Here is a 16,062-nt window from a genome sequence, read left to right as displayed (position 1 = left end):
GAGATCGTAGCGCTTCGCCTCGCCGAAGACCTAGAACCAGTTGCGGACGTCCGCCTGGGTAGATGCGAGCTGAAGATCGTGATCATCCAGCGCGAAACGATCGCCATTGACGAACAGGCCGCCCGGCTCGAGAACCCGTAGGATCTCCGCGAAGAGCTCGCGTCTGGAGCGATGATCGAAATTATGGATGGCGTAATTGGAGGCGACGAGGTCGACGCTCGCGTCGGGCAGCGCTCTCAGATAGAGGAGCGCATCGCTCTCGATGAATTCGACGCGGCCGGCGTGGGCATAGGAGGCGAGATTTTCGCGCGCCTGATTCAACATCGCCGGCGAGGCGTCGACCGCCAGAAGGCTCAGATCATCACGCTGCGAGAGCAGCGAGCGCGTGCTGGTTCCCGTGCCGCAGCCGATTTCCAGTCCCCGCAGCGCGACTCCGGGCCGCCAGGCCGCGACAGTCGCGCCGAGATTCGTCGTCAGCGTCACGATGTTGGGGCAGATGATCGGAAGGAAATCATATTCCTCGCCGATAGGGCCGGTAAAAAGATTGTTGTCGCCCGCCGAAGCCATGATCGTCGTCCCTTTTGCCCGTCTGCTTTTGCCGCAGACTTCTCCCGATGCTTTTTCTGCCCCGATCGCGGCGAGCCAGGATGCTCGTTCGCGAGCCGTTTCGATATCGGCTTCCCATGGGAGGCATCGACATTCATTTCATCGGTTGATAGGATCATCCTATGTTTGTCTGCCGCCGTCAAGCTCGCGACCACCCCGTCATCGACTGGGGAGGACCGGCGTCTTCTAATATGAGGTCGAATATGTCGTCCCCGACCACGATTCCGCAGGCGCCTCGGCGTTCGCTCGTCGAGTCAACGATCGATCTGATCCGCGCTCAGGTCGAAAGCGGCGCGTGGAAAGTCGGCTCGAAGATCCCCAACGAGCAAGAGCTCGCCGACATGCTCGATGTGGGCCGAAACACGGTGCGCGAGGCGATTCGCGTTCTCTCCCACGCGCAGGTTCTCGAAGTCCGCCAGGGCGACGGCACTTATGTGCGAACCAATGTGGACGCGGCCGAGACCATGCGCCGGATCGGCCGCTCCAGCCTGCGAGAGCATTATGAGCTGCGGGCGATGCTAGAAGCCGAGGCGGCTCGGCTTGCCGCAACGCATCGCTCGGAGGCCGACGTCGCATTCTTGAGAGAGCTGCTGAGCCGGCGTGGCGAACGCAGGGACCATGCAGCGCGCGAGGATTTCGTCGACGCCGACATAGCGTTCCACGGAGCCATCGCGCGCATGTCGGGCAATGCGGCGCTCGCCGAGCTCTATCGCTATTTCGCGGGCTCCGTGCGCGTCTATATGTCGGAGGCGCTGGACGAAGGCGACCTCCCCAATCCAGGACTCGACCTCCATGCCATCATCATCGATGCGATCGAGCGTCGCGACGGCGACGCGGCGGCCGCAGCGGCGCGCGCGGTGGCGACTCCCATGATCGTTGCGCTTTCGATGGGCGGGGCGGCGCCCTCGAAAAAGTGAGTATGTTTCGGGACGAGCGGAGATTGATGTTCCGCGGACTTTATACGCTATCGAGCGGACCAGCGTGATCTTCTCCGGCGCGCCATGCTGCCCGATCGTCTTGCGCAAAAAAGCGTAGCGCGGCCTTGCAATCCCGCTTTGCGGTCAGCACGAAATCTACCGTCGCGCCTGCCTTGTCGACCGCTCGATACAAATATTTCCAGCGGCCTTTGACTTTCCCATAGGTCTCATCGAAGCGCCAGCTTTCTCCTTTGCAGGTTTGTCCGCCTTCCCCGAGCTGTCCTTGAACAGGAAGCTGTCGTTTCCCGTTTCGAGAGCCCGTCAATTTCAAGGCTCTGAGGGCGCGGCGATGGGGATGAAATTGTAATCGGCGAAGATCGCCTGCGCGCGCGGCGTCATCAGATACAGAGCAAAACGGGCCGCCGCCGCCTGCTGCTCGGGCGCTTTGTCGCGCAACAGAGCCAAGGCGTAATCGGCGCGCACGGCGAGCGCCTCTGGCGCCGGCACGCTGACGAGATCTGGATCGGGATGCGTCTCCCGACGGCTGCAATAGCCGATGAAGAGATCGACCGTTCCATCGAGTAGAAACTTCTTTGTCGGCGCGGGGGCGCTTTGTCCGGCTCGCGCGTTCGGATGCATGGCCGATGGCTCCGGCGGGGCTCCGCCCACGAGGGCTCGCGCTTTCGCTCGCAGGATTTGCTCGGCGCCCTTATGGGCCTTCTCGGCCCTGGCGAACAGAGCCATGGCGTAATCGCCGCCGGGATCGGCTTTGGGAGTCGATGTGCCGATCTTTGTCGCTGGATCGAGCATATGGTCGAGAAGCCGGTCCGTCGTCAGGGCATGATCGGCGCGCGCCGTGGCGCAGAGCGTGTTGCGGACGAAAATGACCGGCGGCGCCGCCTTTCCTTCGGCGGCGAGCCGCTCCGGATGCTGCCGATCCGCGGAGAGAAAGAGATCAGCCTCATTCCCCTTTTCTATTCCCTCGCGCAGTAGGCCCGAAGGGCCGAAAACCATGGTGATCGTCTCGCCCGTCTCCTGTTGGTAGCGCGCGACGATTGCGCGCAGGGCTCCGCCGAGGCTGCCCGCCGCATGTATGTGAAGCGGAGGGCCGCCAGGAGCCTCCTCCGCAACGCATGGCGGGAGCGGCGAAAGAAAGAGTGACAATGCGACGATGCGCCGGACTCGTGAGATGGACATGATCAGAGCTCCATCTGCATGGAAAGACGCAGCGTGCGTGGCGCGCCGAGTGTGCCCGAGCCGAAGTCCGTGCTGTTGTAGCCGTTCTGGCCGGTCGGCGTGACATTGGCCCAATAATGCGCATTGGCGACATTGTAGACGTTGAGGCGCCATGTCACTGCGCGATCCAGCAGATGCGTGCTGTAACGTAGACCGAGATCGGCGACGGTGTAGCCGTCGACGAAGGTCGTGTTCGCGTAATTGCCGGGCCTGTTGCTGGCGAAATTGATATTGGCGTTCGCGGCGAGGCCGGGCGCGAACGGGATCTGATAATCCAAGAGAATGTTGAATACGACATGGGACAGGCCGAGGATCTGCTTGTCGTTCGTCAGCGCCGAGCCGGTGTCGTAGAGCCTCGGATCGAGCAGGGAGAGACCGGCGAAGACGGTGAGGTCGTCGGTCGCCTTTCCCGAGGCGTTCAGCTCGATGCCGCGATTGATCTGCTTGCCGTTGACGCCATAGACATTGTGGACCGTATAAGCATAGGGTCGCTCGATCTGGAACAGGGCCGCACGCAGATCGATCCTGTCGAGATCGATTTTATAGCCGAGCTCCCATTGCTTAGCGCGGAAAGGGGCGAGAACGGCCCCGGCGTTGGCGACGCCGTTCGGCGCCGTGTCGCCCTGCTGCAGGTTTTCCGAATAGGTCAGATAGGCGGTCTGATTGCGCATCGGCTTGAACAACAGGCTCGCCGTCGGACTCACGCCGCTCGTGTCATAGGCGCTGGTCGTCACGCCGGCGTTGCTCAGGTTCCGCGCACTGATCCAGCTCTGTGAAAGCGCGAATTGCGCGCCCCAATGTTCGCCGAAGCCGATGACGTCGCCGACAGTGAGCGATTGCTGAAAGGTTTCGACCGAAAGAAAGCGATTCTTGAAATCAGGAAAGGAACGGGCGGCAAACAGCGCCGGATTGGCGAGATTGGCGCTGCCGAGCGTGACGGCGCCGAGCACATAAGGGCGATAGCGATCCCAAAGGAAGCCATTATTGGCGAAGACGACATCGTGAGAGACGGGTCCAGTGAAGAAGCGGCCGTTCAAGGCGGCCTGATTGCTGAGCACCGTGTCCAAGGAGAATGTGGTTGTTGCGGCCGTCGTCGTATAGCGTCCAAAATTATCCGTCAACGTATTGGTCGGAACAGTCGAGGCGCGATCATTGGATTGACGCAAGAGGCCCAATGTCAGACGCCAGTCCTGATCGAAATCATGACGCAGTCTGCCGCTGAAGATCGCCGTCTGATTGTCGTCGCCACCGAACGTCTGCCCATAGCCCTGCCGGGAAGGATCGGGCGCCGCCGGAAAAATCGTGGCGTTGCGGCCGAGCGTGAATGTGCCCGGAAGATTTTTGGTCACGAAATTGTAGAAGCTCGCATTGGTTTCGAGCACGGTGCTCGGCGTCGCATGAATGTCGAAGGCGAGACTCGCCAGTTGGCGCTTCGACTGGCTGCCGTCGACATAGGACTCGCCATTCTGCTCGAGCAAATTCAGTCTGTAGCCGAAATGGCGTTCGGGGTCGAGAAAGCCGCCGAGATCGGCATGGCCGAGCCAGGCGCTTTGCGACAGATAGGAAAAGGTGAATTCGCGCAACGGCGCTTCCGTCGGCCGCTTGAGGATGTAGTTGAATGCGCCTGCCGGATTGGACGGACCATAGATCGCGCTGGACAAGCCGTTCAACACTTCGATGCGCTCGAATTGCTCCAGTGGATAATCGGTCGTCGCCGCGATATTCAGCCCGTCGATGCGCGTGTTCTGTACCACTCCCGCCTGCATGCCGCGGGTCTGCGGACGGATATTTTCGCCCTGCACCGAGGGAATGAGCCGAAAGGCTTCGCGCAGGCTGAGCAATTGCTGGTTCTTCATGAGATCGAGCGGAACGACGGTGATCGAAAGCGGCGTATCGATCAAGGCCCTGTCGCCGAATGGCCCGACATAGGCGTTTTTGACTCGATAGCCGCCTTCGACGGTTGCTGCGCTGGTCGGCGCGCCTGCCGCGGCGACATCGACGGCCGGGAGCTCGCTCGGCGCGTCCTGCGCTCGAGCCGCCGAGATCGAAAGCGCCGCGAAACTCACGCCGAGCGCGGAAATGCCGAGCCCGCCGAACTGTCTCTGTCTCTGCGCAAGGAACAAAGGCGTCACGCGTCGATCGCGTCGGCGGGGACCTTCGATAGAAATGCCGGCTCTTCGGCCCATTGCGTTCGCTCCAATTCGTCGCCGATCCGTTGGCGGGGAATATCGATCGGCGTCCGGCGCATCTGAAGTCGAGACAATAAGTAATTCAATTATATAAATAATGCACTCCGCCGAAATATTGAGCATCGGCTCTTGTGAGCCGAGGCGGCCCGGCTCGGCCTCTTCCGCGTGGGACCGACTGGCTACGGCGCGAGCGGGAAGACATTTCACCGCGGGCGCATCCCCGCTCTCGAGGCATACGCCATCCGCGCCGGACAGGCAGCGAGACATTCGATCATCCAGCGGCCCGTCGGTCTCGGCGGATCGGACGCCCGATAGACTGCGGCCATAGGCAAAGCGAGGCCGCCAGAAGGTATGTCCTCGATCGCGAGTTCGACCAACCGGCCCGCGTCGAGATCGGCGAGGCGCCAGGTGGTCGGCGCCATGACTCCGAACTCACGCCCAGCCGTCGAGACGGACCGATCGGTGCGGACCAGCTAGCCGCGATCATGCATTGCAGGGGTTGCGTCGCAAATTTTGTTTACGGACGCGACATGGGCGTCTGAGAGTGACGCGGCTCACGCCGCGAGGGCGTAGAACTGCTGCGCTGGACGCAATTTGCCCCTGGTCTGGTCCTTTCGGCTCATATGCATGAGCTCGATCCTCGAGAGTGTCGCGGCTGCAGATCGAAATGATTTGAAACCCAGCATCGGCCGCGTCACTCGCCTCACCGCTCGATGAGCCTGTTCGACAATATTGTTGAGATATTTGATGCCGCGGATTTCGATGTCCGCTTCATGCCCCGCATTGTCGCTTTCGATCACAGCCGTGTTGGCGGCGCTCTTGTCGATCGTGATCGTCTCCGGCGCGCCATGCTGGCCGATCGCCTTGCGCAAAAGCGCAGCGCGGCGTTGCAATCCCGCTTTGCAGTCAGCAGGAAATCTACCGTCGCGCCTGCCTTGTCGACCGCTCGATACAGATATTTCCAGCGGCCTTTGACTTTCACGTAGGTCTCATCGATCACGTCGCGTTCGACATGGCTGCCCTTGAAATCGATCATCGCACTATTCCGCCTGCCCCACACCCCGGCGACCATAGCCCAACCGACTTGCGAGAAAAATTCGCGACAGAACCGCCGGGCGTCATGCGCGGCTGGGCCCGCCACAGAACAATTGCTGCCTCGGTGAACCAGATCGTTTCCGCCTGTCAAAATTCGACCTTAATCGTGCCGACCGCGGAGAACGGCGTCCCAGGATAAACGGAGTATCTCGGATTGGCGTTGGTGTTGATGTCGGTCGACTCGAAATAGCGGGTGTTGGCGAGGTTCTTGAGATTGAGCTGCGCCGTCACCTTCTTGCCTATGACATTCCATGTGTAGGCGGCCATCGCGTCGAGACGCACATATCCGGGAAGCTGAAACGAGCTGATGTAATCGCCCTGCCGGTTGCCGACGACATAAACGCCGAAGCCGAGGCTGAGACCTCTGAGCTGCTCGATCTCCGTCACGTCCCACTTCGCCTAGAGATTGCCCTGATAGCGCGGAATATTCTGCAGCCGGTGTCCGAGCATCGTGAAATAGGGGCCGAAGGCGCCGGTGGCGATCGTCGCGTCGCTGACGGTTCGCGCGTCCATATAGGTGAAGCTGCTGATCACGCTCACATTGTCGCGGACCTTGCCGTTCATCTCGATCTCGACGCCCTTGCTCCGCGCCTCTCCGATGGTCTTTTGCGCGCCTTGAACCGTCGACGCGTAGTCCGGCGTCGGAATATTCTTCTTTTTGATGTTGAACAGCGCGATGCTCGTCGTCAGTCGTCCGTCGAAAATCTCGGCCTTTGCGCCGACTTCGATCTGCTCGGATGTTTGCGGCGGAAGAAGCTGACCTGCCGAGCTGAAGCCATTGTTCAGGCCGAATGAGGTGGTCCAGCTTCCGTACACGCTCGCCCAGGGGACGGGCATATAGACGGCGCCGACGCGCGGGCTGAAGCGCTCGGCGTGCAGCCAGCCGGGCGCCGTGGGCGGCAGGAGATTGTAGCCGGATGCGAGAGCCGTCTCGGCGATGGTGAACGAGACGCCTCGCGCCGATCCTTCGTCGGCCCAGTCGTAGCGGCCGCCGCCGAGGATATGGACCTTTCCATCGAGCAGCGAGATGTGATCTTGAAAATAGACGCCAGTCTGCGCCGAGACCGAGTACAAATGGTTGGTGCTCCCGCCGCCCAGCGCTTGGGCGTAACCATACCACCCTGGGGAGACGTTGTAGCTCGGCCAGGGATAAAAGATGTTGATGTTGAACGCCGGGTTCGGCGTCGAAAAAGCTTGGTTGAAATAGTAATGGTTGGTGTTGTTGAGATAGTCCACCCCCACCAGCGTGTCGTGATGCATGAATGGCGTGTTGAAATGCCCGAGCAGCTCGAAATTGGTCGAATAGACATCGGCGGCGTTCCCGGACGGAAAAAGCTTCCGCTGGAGATTTCCGTTGGACAGGAGCGGCGCGCCGAAGAAGGGCGTCGGATCGAGGAAGCTCGCGGTCCAGTCGAGCTGGCCGGCGAGGAACCGATTCTTGAACTCGAACATGTCATTGAAGCGGTGGGTGACCTCCATCGCGGCGTGCCAGTTCCGGATCTTGTCCGGCGGAGTGGTGGGATCCTGGAAATTGCGTGACACGGGGATATTCGCCGGACGGTCGCCGGCGAACACGGGAATGCCGAGGGTAGGTTGGAAGTTTTCCCAGAAATATTCGGCGTCGACGGTGATCTTCGTATCTTCGTCCGGCTTCCAGGTCACCGCCGGATTGACGAGAAGCTTTTCCCGGTGGGTGAAGTCGACGAAGGTGTCTTTGTTGGTGTAGCCGCCGGAGACGCGATAGAGCACGGACTTGTCCACTGTCAGCGCTTCGTTGTAATCGAATCGGGTAGAATACTCGTTATATTTTCCGAACGCCTGAGAGACCTCGCGGATCGGCGCGTCCACCGGGCGCTTGGTCACGATGTTGATGAGGCCGCCCGGCTCGCTGCGGCCATAGAGCACCGAGGCGGGACCTTTCAGCACCTCGACGCGCTCGACATTCGCCGTGTCGAGATCGGTATAGTAGACCGTCGAGGTGGAGACTAGGTCGTTGCGGTAGATTTTTCCCTTGTCCAGGAAGCCTCTCACATAGAAAAATGAGCCTGAGCCGAGCGTCTGGGCGGGCTGTATGCTGCTGACGTTCTCGAGTGCTTCTTTGACGCTGGTCGTGGCTTGATCCCGAATCACCTGCCCCGGCACGACCTTCACCGAGGCCGGCAACTCGAGGTTCGGTATATCCATCTTGGTCGTCGTCGATGTCGTTGGCGTCACATATCCGGTCTCGCGTTCTGCGCCCGCTCCGGTCCCCCGCGATCCGTTGCGATCGGCGGCCCGCTCCGCGCCGATGTCGATCGCTGGCAAGGCCTGCGCCTGGGCGTCGCTGCGCACGCCATTGTCCGCCTGCGCGAGAACAATGGAGACGTCGCCGTCCACACCGGCAAAGCGATAGGTGAAACCCGTGCCGCTGAGGAGGCGGTCGAGCCCTTCACGCAAGGAATGGCGCCCGATCAGGCCCGGCGATCGCAGATGGCGGGTCGTGCGGGCGTCGTAGAGCAGATGCAGATGATTCTTCTCCGCAAAGGCAGTCAGCGCTCCGGCCATGGCGCCGGCGGGGATCGCATAGGTCGCGACCGTGTCCGAGACGATGTCCTGCGGCGGAAGCGCCGCTTCGGCCGGAGTGGACGTCGCCCCCGATCCGAGCGCGAAGGCGCTCATCGCCGTCACCGCCAGAATCGATCCCATGTTGCCGCCCTCACGATACGTCTTCGACCGCGCCGCGCCTCGTCCCATCGCCTAGTCCTCCGCCTCTCGTCATCCGGGAGCGCGAGCGCCCCTAAAGGACTCCACGGGGAGGTCGGAAATTCGGAACCTCGATTTGCGAGAAAGTTTTAAAAAAAGGCGAGGCCGCGCCGGCCCAGCTCATTCGTAGAGGACGATCAGATAATCGGTGAGGCGAACCGCGCGCAGGCCGAGAAATGGTTCGATCTCACGCAGGGCCCGCGAAGGATCGTCGGCAGAGAAGACGGCGGTCACCGGCCGCCCGCAGACCGCCGCCGAAAGGCAATAGACGAATCCGCGGCGATAACGGGCGAGCGCCGCCAGGACCTCGCCGAGCGGTCGATCCTCGAATATCAGGCTGCCCCACCGCCATGCCGCGAGGCTGTGAGGCGCGTTGACGGGATCCGCGGGCGGCGATTGCGGGCCGAATGTCGTCTGCCGCCCCTCCGGGACCACGACGCTTCCGCCGGCGCCCGAGACCCCGACCGAATGCTCGCCGACGGCGACGCGAACGCCGCTGGCGACGTCCACCTCGAAGGCCGTGCCGAGCGCAGTGACGGTCCCACCCCCGGCCTCGACCACGAAAGGCCGCGAAGTGTCCTTCGCCACAGCGAACCAGGCTTCCCCGCGCAGCAGCGCCACCCGACGCCGATCGGCGTCGAAGCGTACGGCGATTGCCGAGCCGGCGTCGAGCGTGACATCGGAGCCGTCGTCGAGCGTCACGGTCTTGATCTCGCCTTTTTCGGTCGAAAAATCGGATCGCAGCGAGAGCAGCGCCGGATCGACCGCGAAATACAGGGCGAGGCCGGCTGCGGCAGCGAGCGCGGCGCCGGCCGCGCCGCGCCCGCGATGCGCCGCCACCTCGGGACGGACCGCCTGAGGACGGCCTGCGCGGCTTCGGCCGCGTCGAACGCGCTTCGCGCGCGCATAGGTCCGCTCGATGTCGGCGTAGGCAGCCGCATTCGCGGGATCGGCAGCGAGCCAGGCGTCGAATTCTGCGCGCTCCTCGCACGAGAAGCTCGCCTTCGAGCTCACCCACCATTCGATGGCCGCCTCCCGCGCGGTCGCCGCGGGCGAGGGGTCGCTGTCATCTGTCATGGAGACGCCCATTGGACCTGCACGGTCTCGCGCCGGATGGCTCCCGCGACGGGCCGGCGCATTCCAGTCCGATATATCCTACGACGGCGCCGAGCCGAAAACGGAACCTCTCGTGCGAAAAGATTCATCATCGCCTCCGTCAATCGAGCGCCGCGCGGCAGACGCGCATCGCATGGGCGAGATGCTTTCGCACCATTCGGTCGGAGACGCCCAGCCGCGCGGCGATCTGGCCGACAGTCATATCCTCCATGCTGAGCTCGAACACCTCCCGGCACCGCGGCGGCAGCAAGTCGACGGCGGCGTCGAGCAGGCGGGATTGTCGCTGATATTCCAGACGGTCCTCGGGCGCCGCCTCCTCCGACGGCGCGTCATCCAGAAGCTCCCTCGGGCGAAGATGGGCGATTTCGGTCTTGCGCTTGCGCATGAAGTCGCGGACGAGGTTGAGCGCGATCTTCTGCAAGAGCGCGGGCGGATCGGCGATGGCCTCGAGCTGGTCGCGCCGCAGGACGCGAACGAAGGCGTCGTGCAGGAGGTCCGGAGCGGCCTCGCGTCCGACCTTGCGCGTGAAATAGCGAAGCATCGCGCGATGATTGCGCTCGAAAAGATCGCGAATGAGCGACTTCTTGTCGTCGAACATCAGGGGCTCCGCTCGGAGCGGAGGAAATTCTGGTCGGCGCGGCCGCCCGACTCGGGCAGAGCGTCCATGCGCGGACGACGGATGATGGGATGGCGATTATGAAAGGCCAGGAGGCGCGCGCTGCGACCACGAGCTGATCCAGCCGAGCGGCGGTGTCGTGTCCGCGCCTGGGAACAGGCCGAAGCATACGATGTCGTGGGGAGGCGAGAACTCGAAGTCCTCGAGCAGGAGCGATAAATGCCCTGCCGCGCCGTCGATTTGAAAGGCCCGACAGGCAATGCAACAGGAGCAAGGAGGCTGTGGTCCGGGCGAATGCCGGGGGTTGTCGGCGTCGCCTGCGCAATGATCGAGATTTCCAGAGGAGACGTCGAGTGCGCCGGAGTGGGAGGAAGCGACGGCCGTCGCCATTCCTTGGAAGACCAAGGCGCACGCCAAGAGGCCCGCGATCAATAGGCGGGCAATCCCCTTCGGCCAGAGCGCGAACTTGTCCATTTCTCATACCGACCCCCCGGATGCGACGCGGAGTCAAGATCGAGACATCGTCGGCCCGGCGAAGGCCCATTCTCTGTGGCAAGATTGCAACATGGCGCGAATGGCGCCTCATTTTTCAGTTGTTCTCTCCGATAACGTTGAAAAAGCAGTGTCCTCCGGTGGCGGACATACCTCTGCAACCGCCCGGAGACGATGATTGCGGACCGTGCTTTCCAACTTGGCGTGGGTCGTGCCCCGGCAAAAGTTGGATGGCGCGCAAATTGCCTTGCTTTTTGCATATCTGGGGCTGCTTTGGTCCGTCGCATGGAGTGCGTTCCATAAGTGGACCCATCGAGTCCGGCGCTCGCCACCCATTTCCGCACGATGCGCGCGTATTGCCGAGAGGAAATGTGAGGCCGCGTCGTGAAACGGCTCGGGAAGAGATATTTGCGATTCACGGCGCCTCGGCAGTCGAGCCAATCCTGGACCGATCGACGGGTTTGCTCGGTCAGCTCGAATTGAACGGGGCGGCCGGCTTTCTTTTGAATCACGACGGCGCGGTCGCCGACGCAGATGTCATTCACTTGCAGCCGCACGAGGTCGCAGCCTCGTCGCTTGCTGTCGATGGCGAGATTGAACATGGCGAGGTCGCGCATGCGGCCTTCGATCTGAAACCGAACTTGAATGGGCCGTGCAGCGCGGTCGCTATATGACGCAGGAAACCATCGCGTCTTTGAGCGATGATCCCATAGTCAGGCTGTCCGCTGTGACCGCCTGACCATTCCGGCCAAAGCCGGAAATCCCGGTGTCCGCCTCGATCCAGCTTCACCACGCCCTGGGGCACGATCCCGCGCAATCTCCAACCCTGAGGCGGAGATCACTTACTGTCCATTCACGCACTCAGCGCCCAAGATCTGCACCCCAGGTCCCAAAGTCCATTCCGATTTTGCTGTGACGCGCCCCCGAAGTTTCACTCAGCGCTCCGCCTTCGACAAGGCGCCTATGCCGCTCGCCAATATCTTTGCATCGGGTGCGCCTTCGATCGTCACACGTGCGCCGCCCGCGAGCGTGTTCAGGGCATTGGGCGGAACGCCCGACTCCGCGGCGTGAACGATCGACGGCGGAGTCGACGATAGACGGGCTCCGCGGCGTCCGGCGCGCATCCGCGGTCGATGATGACAATGGAAAGCGTGGTCAGCAACGAGCTCAGTTGTTCTTTGGGCATTCAACGACGGACAGAAGCTCGCGTTTTTCACCTGCCGAGCCCACCATCTTCTCACTCGACCACCCATGAGGCTCGAGTCAGCCGCCGCTCGTTTGCCGATATCGCACAAGGGCAGAGGATGATCGCCATACAAAATTCACTTTTGGCTACTGGTGCCAGAGTTCTCCCGATGGTATTCGCCGTAGGATTTTGAGGCCTCGGATAGACAACGCACACGGTCGTCCCCGCGCATCTCGTCGCAGAGGCTTCTGCGCCAAGCTTGGCCGGTGTAATAGAGGCCTTGCGAAGAACAGCCGGACAAAGCCGTCGCAAGCAACAGGGTGATAGTCTGGCGTATATGCATTGTATTACATTCCTGGAATTTGTAGCTATTCGTGACTACTATTGTATTCCCTCGTCGGCCCCTCTTCGTGCCAGAGAAGGTCGCCCGGCTGACATTTCAGAAACTGACAGATTCGTTCGATCGTATCGAAACGCACACCCTTAACCTTTCCCTGTTTCAGCAAGGAAAGATTTGCCTCTGTGATCCCAACATATTCAGCAAGGTCCTTAGACTTCACATTGCGTTCGGCGAGCATCACGCCCAAGCGCACCCGGATCGGCATGCCGTGTCCTTCAGACGAACTGTTTGTTTTCGTCGGCGATATCCAAGGCCTCGGCCATCACCCCGGCTATGATCGCCATCGTTCCTGCAAAAATCAGGGCGATGATCGTATCGGAGCCGATATTCAGCGCCATCGTCATTGATCCTGGCGCGGCGCGAGAACTCAAGAGAACTGAGAGCGCGGCGCCGGCGAAGGGCTTCAGGAGAGCCGACCCGGCGACTGCGATCGAGAATGCCTTGAGATGTTTGATCGATTCGCTGGAAAAGATCCGTCCGGCGGCAAAACTAGCGAAGCAGCGGCGAGCACTGAGAAGTCCGTAGATCAGCGTCCCGAGCGGAACCATGGAAATTCCGAACGCCAGAAGCCGAACCAAAATGTCGATCTCCGTCGCCGGAGCATCCTGGATGCCGGCCTGGCTGAACAGTGTCCGTATCGGTGTCAAGGCCCAGTAGATAGCCATTGCCGCTACGAGCAGCCCGCATGTGACAAGGCAGCCCACCGCCATCGCATGGCTGAGACCCCGAATGCGGTCCATGCGTCTCCCGCGCGCTTGCTCAGCGCTCATGTCCGGTAATGTCGATGATTGAGCCATGTCTGGACTGCTCCTCTTTCAGCTGGGGCAAATTATGGCCCGAAAATTATTGTTTTACAATAATATCTTTCTGCACGACGGTTTTCTCTGAAATAGGAGCCCCTACATGTCCCGTCACCTCATCCGGTTGGCCTTCGCCGTCGTCGCCTTCGCCTTCGCCGCAGCTATCCCAGTTGCCTGTCCATCAATGGCCACTCCATCGACCTCCCGAGGCCTGATTTCGGTGGCGCAGGTAATGCAGATGTTGGAGAAGGCGCCGACCGACCGGACGGCGCAACAGGTACTCACCGCCTATCTTGCCGGTGTCGGCGAAGCCGCCAGCGCGGTCACCAGCATGGGCAGCGCGACATGCCGGACGACGTTGAGCCTTAGCGCCGCGAATGTTCGTCATGCACTCAAAACCGCTGCCTCTGCGCCTGACACGGCCGAAACGCCCGCTACGCCATTGATCGTCAGGGACATGCTTATTCGTGCCGGATGCAACGGCCAATAAGCCGGTTGACCCTTGTCTTTTCGGTCTGGCAAGCCTCGCGGTGGCGAGGCGCGCCAGCCTATGCTGCGGACTGTCGGCCGGTTCACAGCACTGTTCGTGCCGCGTATAGAGCTGGCCCCGCTTATTTGGACAGCGCCCCGCGGAAATAAGGTGGATCACTGCCGGGGTTTACTGAACGCGGGGCTTTCGCGATTTTGTCGCGGCGTCGGGAGGGCATAGCCCGACCAGAGGCGCGACAAGATCGCGGCGACGATCATGCGGCCATCACAGCCTCGCTACAACCGAAATAAGCCTCGTCCCGTGTGCGGGAGTCGAGGCTCGAATGCGGGCGCCGCTCATTGTAAAAGGCCAGATATTTGGCGATCGACGCGCGCGCCTCGGACACGCTGTCATAGGCGCGCAGATACACCTCCTCATATTTGACGCTGCGCCACAGCCTCTCGACGAACACATTGTCACGCCAGCCCTTGCCGTCCATGCTGTTGGCGATTTTCGCATCGAGCAGCACGCTCGTGAAGTCATGGCCGGTGAACTGGCTGCCCTGGTCCGTGTTGAAGATTTCGGGTCTGCCATGTTTTGCCAGCGCCTCTTTCAACGCCTCGACGCAAAACTCCGCCTCCATCGTGATCGATACGCGATGCGCCAGCACGCGCCGGCTCGCCACGTCGACGACCGCCGCGAGATAAACGAAGCCGCGCCGCATCGGGATATAGGAGATGTCCGTCGCCCAGACATGATTGGGCCGCTCGATCTTCACGCCGCGCAGGAGATAAGGGTAGATCTTGTGCCCTGGCGCGGGCTTGCTCGTGTTCGGACGCCGATAGATCGCGGCAATGCCCATGCGCTTCATCAGCGTCGCCACATGGCGGCGACCGACGACGACGCCCTCGCGCCGCAAAAGATCGCGCAGCATCCGCGCCCCCGCAAAGGGATGGTCGAGATGCAATTCGTCGATACGCCGCTGACGTGCCCCCGAAGTTTCATCCAGCGGCGAGTTGAGTCCCGGCGGTTGATACGCCCGCGGGCGTCGGGTGAGCAACAGGCGATCGGCGGAGCTGGTCCGGGTTGCGCAGCCGATCGCCTGTTGCGGTGAGCGCGGCCGCATAGTCCGTCGGCGTCGCATAGCCGAGGGAAGAGTGCGGGCGCTGGTGGTTATAATCGTGAACCCAAGAGCGAATTTTCTCTCTCGCATGGTCGAGGCCGAAGAACAGCGTCTCGTTGAGCAGCTCGTCCCGCATGCGGCCGTTGAAGCTCTCGCAGAAGCCGTTCTGCATCGGCTTGCCGGGCATGATGAAATGCCATTCGACCTTGTTCGCCTCCGACCAGGACAGGACGGCGTTCGAGGTGAACTCCGTCCCATTGTCGGAAACGATCATGCCGGGCTTGCCACGCCTTTCGATCAGCGCCGACAGCTCGCGCGCCACCCGCTTGCCGGAGATCGACGTGTCCGGGATCGCCGCCAGGCATTCGCGCGTTACGTCGTCGACGATGTTGAGGATGCGGAATCGGCGGCCACTGGCGAGCTGGTCGTGCACGAAGTCGAGAGACCATCGCGCATTCGGCTTCGCCTCGACGACAATCGGCGCCCGTGTTCCCACGGCGCGGCGGCGCGCGCGGCGCTTCCTAACCGTCAGCCCTTCCTCGCGGTAGAGCCGATAGATGCGGTTCTTGCCCGAGCGCTCGCCCTGCTGCCGGAGCAAGACGAACAAACGCCGGTAGCCGAAGCGCCGACGTGCATTGGCGAGATCGCGCAGCTCGGCGCGAAGCTCGGCGTCGGCCGGACGCTTCGACGCGTAGCGCGCCGTCTTGCGATCGATGGCAACGATCCGGCAGGCCCGACGTTCCGACAGGCCCATGACGGCCTGAAGGTGCGCGACGGCTTCGCGCTTCACGGCGGGCCCTACCATTTTTTTGACAAGAGCTCGCGAAGCGCCGCCGCATCGAGCATCTGATCGGCCAGGAGCTTCTTCAGACGGGCGTTTTCCTCCTCCAGCGCCTTCAGCCGCTTGGCCTCGGAAACGTCCATGCCGCCGAACTTGGCCTTCCAATTGTAGAGCGTCGTCTCCGAAACCGCGTATTTGCGCGCGAGGTCCGCCGCCTTCGCGCCGGCTTCCTGCTCCCGCAAAATCCCGATGATCTGCTCTTCCGTGAACCGTTTCTTCTTCATCGTGTCCGTC

11 protein-coding genes and 4 pseudogenes are annotated in these 16,062 nt (G+C 61.9%); 2 read left to right on the top strand and 13 right to left on the bottom strand.

Annotated features, from left to right (window positions below; all coding sequences use genetic code 11):
• Positions 1–30: 30 nt before the first annotated feature.
• A complete protein-coding gene (locus tag VIF40_RS02450; protein WP_331935930.1) occupies positions 31–567 on the bottom strand; it encodes a class I SAM-dependent methyltransferase in 537 nt (178 codons plus the stop codon).
• A gap of 242 nt (positions 568–809) precedes the next feature.
• Here VIF40_RS02450 and VIF40_RS02445 point away from each other — a divergent pair, with 242 nt between their 5' ends.
• Positions 810–1,523: a FadR/GntR family transcriptional regulator gene (locus tag VIF40_RS02445; RefSeq protein WP_331935929.1), complete on the top strand. Its 714-nt coding sequence runs from the start codon at positions 810–812 to the stop codon at positions 1,521–1,523.
• Positions 1,524–1,574: 51 nt separating this feature from the next.
• On the opposite strand, the pseudogene VIF40_RS02440 reads toward VIF40_RS02445, so the two are convergent.
• The 10 genes and pseudogenes from VIF40_RS02440 to VIF40_RS02395 all read right to left on the bottom strand — a co-directional run.
• Positions 1,575–1,770 (bottom strand): annotated as a pseudogene (locus VIF40_RS02440) (DDE-type integrase/transposase/recombinase); the annotation flags it as partial.
• A gap of 80 nt (positions 1,771–1,850) precedes the next feature.
• Positions 1,851–2,720 (bottom strand): molybdate ABC transporter substrate-binding protein, encoded by an 870-nt coding sequence (gene modA / locus VIF40_RS02435; protein WP_331935928.1) that lies wholly within the window; start codon positions 2,718–2,720, stop codon positions 1,851–1,853.
• A 2-nt stretch (positions 2,721–2,722) separates the two neighbouring features.
• Positions 2,723–4,891 carry a TonB-dependent siderophore receptor gene (locus VIF40_RS02430; RefSeq protein ID WP_331935927.1) on the bottom strand — a complete coding sequence of 723 codons (2,169 nt, stop codon included), beginning with the start codon at positions 4,889–4,891 and terminating at the stop codon, positions 2,723–2,725.
• 611 nt (positions 4,892–5,502) lie between these two features.
• Positions 5,503–5,945: pseudogene (locus VIF40_RS02425) on the bottom strand (IS6 family transposase); the annotation flags it as partial.
• Positions 5,946–6,130: 185 nt separating this feature from the next.
• Positions 6,131–8,227: pseudogene (locus VIF40_RS02420) on the bottom strand (TonB-dependent siderophore receptor).
• Positions 8,228–8,905: 678 nt separating this feature from the next.
• A complete protein-coding gene (locus VIF40_RS02415) occupies positions 8,906–9,862 on the bottom strand; it encodes a FecR family protein (protein ID WP_331935926.1) in 957 nt (318 codons plus the stop codon).
• A gap of 139 nt (positions 9,863–10,001) precedes the next feature.
• On the bottom strand, positions 10,002–10,499 hold the full coding sequence (locus tag VIF40_RS02410) for an RNA polymerase sigma factor (protein WP_331935925.1): 498 nt from the start codon (positions 10,497–10,499) through the stop codon (positions 10,002–10,004).
• Between the two features lie 446 nt (positions 10,500–10,945).
• Positions 10,946–11,611, bottom strand: coding sequence for a tyrosine-type recombinase/integrase (locus VIF40_RS02405; protein WP_331935941.1), 666 nt, complete (start codon positions 11,609–11,611; stop codon positions 10,946–10,948).
• 952 nt (positions 11,612–12,563) lie between these two features.
• Complete coding sequence (locus tag VIF40_RS02400; RefSeq protein WP_331935924.1) at positions 12,564–12,800, bottom strand: helix-turn-helix transcriptional regulator; 237 nt, start codon at positions 12,798–12,800, stop codon at positions 12,564–12,566.
• Positions 12,801–12,810: 10 nt separating this feature from the next.
• Positions 12,811–13,392 carry a DUF2975 domain-containing protein gene (locus tag VIF40_RS02395; RefSeq protein WP_331935923.1) on the bottom strand — a complete coding sequence of 194 codons (582 nt, stop codon included), beginning with the start codon at positions 13,390–13,392 and terminating at the stop codon, positions 12,811–12,813.
• 106 nt (positions 13,393–13,498) lie between these two features.
• Between VIF40_RS02395 and VIF40_RS02390 the strand changes: the two genes are divergently transcribed.
• The gene (locus VIF40_RS02390) at positions 13,499–13,885 is read left to right on the top strand and encodes a chlorophyllide reductase (protein ID WP_331935922.1); all 387 of its coding nucleotides are present in this window, start codon (positions 13,499–13,501) and stop codon (positions 13,883–13,885) included.
• Between the two features lie 253 nt (positions 13,886–14,138).
• Here the strand turns inward: VIF40_RS02390 and VIF40_RS02385 are convergent.
• Together VIF40_RS02385 and VIF40_RS02380 are read right to left on the bottom strand one after the other, a co-directional pair.
• A pseudogene (locus tag VIF40_RS02385) lies at positions 14,139–14,846 on the bottom strand (IS3 family transposase); the annotation flags it as partial.
• A 19-nt stretch (positions 14,847–14,865) separates the two neighbouring features.
• A protein-coding gene (locus tag VIF40_RS02380) for an IS3 family transposase (RefSeq protein ID WP_331935940.1) occupies positions 14,866–16,052 on the bottom strand; the annotation gives its coding sequence in 2 pieces (ribosomal slippage) (positions 14,866–15,800 and positions 15,800–16,052; 1,188 coding nt in all).
• Positions 16,053–16,062: the final 10 nt, after the last annotated feature.

Origin of the sequence: Methylosinus sp., assembly GCF_036560965.1 — a bacterium.
Classification (GTDB): Bacteria; Pseudomonadota; Alphaproteobacteria; order Rhizobiales; family Beijerinckiaceae; genus Methylosinus.
The sequence above is the reverse complement of the archived record's forward strand: the minus strand, read 5'-3'. Positions and strand labels throughout refer to the sequence as shown.

Bases quoted from the DNA above. Each gene is read 5' to 3' on its own strand.
- VIF40_RS02450 (WP_331935930.1), bottom strand. From the start codon at position 567: ATGGCTTCGGCGGGCGACAACAATCTTTTTACCGGCCCTATCGGCGAG.
- VIF40_RS02445 (WP_331935929.1), top strand. From the start codon at position 810: ATGTCGTCCCCGACCACGATTCCGCAGGCGCCTCGGCGTTCGCTCGTC.
- modA (WP_331935928.1), bottom strand. From the start codon at position 2,720: ATGTCCATCTCACGAGTCCGGCGCATCGTCGCATTGTCACTCTTTCTT.
- VIF40_RS02415 (WP_331935926.1), bottom strand. From the start codon at position 9,862: ATGACAGATGACAGCGACCCCTCGCCCGCGGCGACCGCGCGGGAGGCG.
- VIF40_RS02410 (WP_331935925.1), bottom strand. From the start codon at position 10,499: ATGTTCGACGACAAGAAGTCGCTCATTCGCGATCTTTTCGAGCGCAAT.
- VIF40_RS02405 (WP_331935941.1), bottom strand. From the start codon at position 11,611: ATGTTCAATCTCGCCATCGACAGCAAGCGACGAGGCTGCGACCTCGTG.
- VIF40_RS02400 (WP_331935924.1), bottom strand. From the start codon at position 12,800: ATGCCGATCCGGGTGCGCTTGGGCGTGATGCTCGCCGAACGCAATGTG.
- VIF40_RS02395 (WP_331935923.1), bottom strand. From the start codon at position 13,392: ATGGCTCAATCATCGACATTACCGGACATGAGCGCTGAGCAAGCGCGC.
- VIF40_RS02390 (WP_331935922.1), top strand. From the start codon at position 13,499: ATGTCCCGTCACCTCATCCGGTTGGCCTTCGCCGTCGTCGCCTTCGCC.